The 1,723-nt window shown below is 41.4% G+C and carries 1 protein-coding gene; it reads right to left on the bottom strand.

Translation table 11 applies throughout. The features are described from left to right. On the bottom strand, positions 1 to 320 hold a 320-nt coding region (locus tag PSN35_RS07530; protein WP_300031654.1), incomplete at its 3' end, for a hypothetical protein. Between the last annotated feature and the right edge of the window lie 1,403 nt (positions 321 to 1,723).

The following is a 1,723-nucleotide window of genomic DNA, read 5'->3' on the forward strand; positions in this document are numbered from 1 at the left end:
AGAATGTCATTAAATATGGAACTTTCTTTATTGACAGATTCCTGCAGGAATGGCGAATAACCTAATATGAAAATTACTTTTACAGAAGGATCAGAAATATTCGCCCATGTATGTCGTATTGCCCTACGGTGGTATTTATTCTTCACGTTAGACTTGATTATGATCAACATAAACGGGTCTGTCCCGGCACCATCCAACTGACATGTTCCTATTGGTGTTTTCAGATATTTGTACGGGTGGTCGTACTTTTGTAGTCGTATTTTTGTGGTATTATTGATTAGAGCTATACCCCCCTCTTCCAGTGTAGGAATAGCATTCATTAATGAATGCACGTGTCTTGTATCTTGTACAGTGTTCTGTAAAATCTTCGGAATGCTTGTAACATTTTCATTTCTTATACCAGAATTGTTTATATTTAATATGGAAATTTGATCTGAATATTTAAAACCCGATGATGCCATTATCAGCAGAATGACGATACAGATGCATACTGGTGGCAACGTTCTTTTCAGATGACATCGGTATAACATACTATTAAGCTTTCTCATATGTTGTACTGCTCGTTAAAAATAGTTACTCTGCTTTCACATTCTGCAAAATATGAAAAAGTGTCTTATTATATTAAAAATTAGATATAATATAATATACAATGGCTAAGTTTTGATGTAAACATGAGGGTGTGGTGTCGTAGTCGAGATCAAATGGTAGTTGGAATTTTCATATACGAGAAGCCCATTTACGCCCCATCATTATTAAAATCGTCGTATTTGTTTTATGCCTCTCATCCACTCCCCCTCTCAAACGATATCTACAAATTCACATATCCATTTGACAAATATTGTATAGCCCAATTGCTTAAGATGCAGTCTCCTAGGAATTTGTGCTTGTACTAATCATCCCCTTAACATGGGATCACAGGGGTTTTACTCAAGATTGCTACTATAGACCATCAGATGGTGAGTTGTGTAATTCATCCGCGTCAGATGGTCGGGTTGTGTGATTCGTTTCCATCAGATGGTGAGTAATTCGTCCATGTCAGATGGTAGAGCTGTATGATTCGTTCCCGTCAGATGGATGAGTTGTGTGATTCGTGCCCGTCAGATGGATGAGTTGTGTGATTCGTGCCCGTCAGATGGATGAGTTGTGTGATTCGTGCCCGTCAGATGGTAGAGTTGTATGATTCGTTACCGTCAGATGGATGAGTTGTGTGATTCGTGCCCGTCAGATGGATGAGTTGTGTGATTCGTGCCCGTCAGATGGATGAGTTGTGTGATTCGTTTCCGTTAGAGGGTCGTGTTGTGTGATTCGTTCCCCTTAGATGGTCGAGTTGTGTGATTCGTTACCGTCAGATGGATGAGTTGTGTGATTCGTTACCGTCAGATGGATGAGTTGTGTGATTCGTTCCCCTTAGATGGTCTAGTTGTGTGATTCGTTACCGGCAGATGGGTGAGTTGTGTGATTCGTTCCCCTTAGATAGTCGAGTTGTGTGATTCGTGCCCGTCAGATGGAAGAGTTGTGTGATTCGTTCCCGTCAGATGGGTGAGTTGTGTGATTCGTTTCCGTCAGATGGGTGAGTTGTGTGATTCATTCCCGCCAGATGGGTGAGTTGTGTGATTCGTCTCCATCAGATGGGAGGGCTATGTGATTCATTCCCGTCAGATGGGAGGGTTGTCTGATTCGTTCCCGTCAGATGGGTGAGTTGTGTGATTCGTTTTCGTCAGAT

Origin of the sequence: Candidatus Thioglobus sp. (assembly GCF_028599055.1) — a bacterium.
Lineage (GTDB): Bacteria > Pseudomonadota > Gammaproteobacteria > PS1 > Pseudothioglobaceae > Thioglobus_A.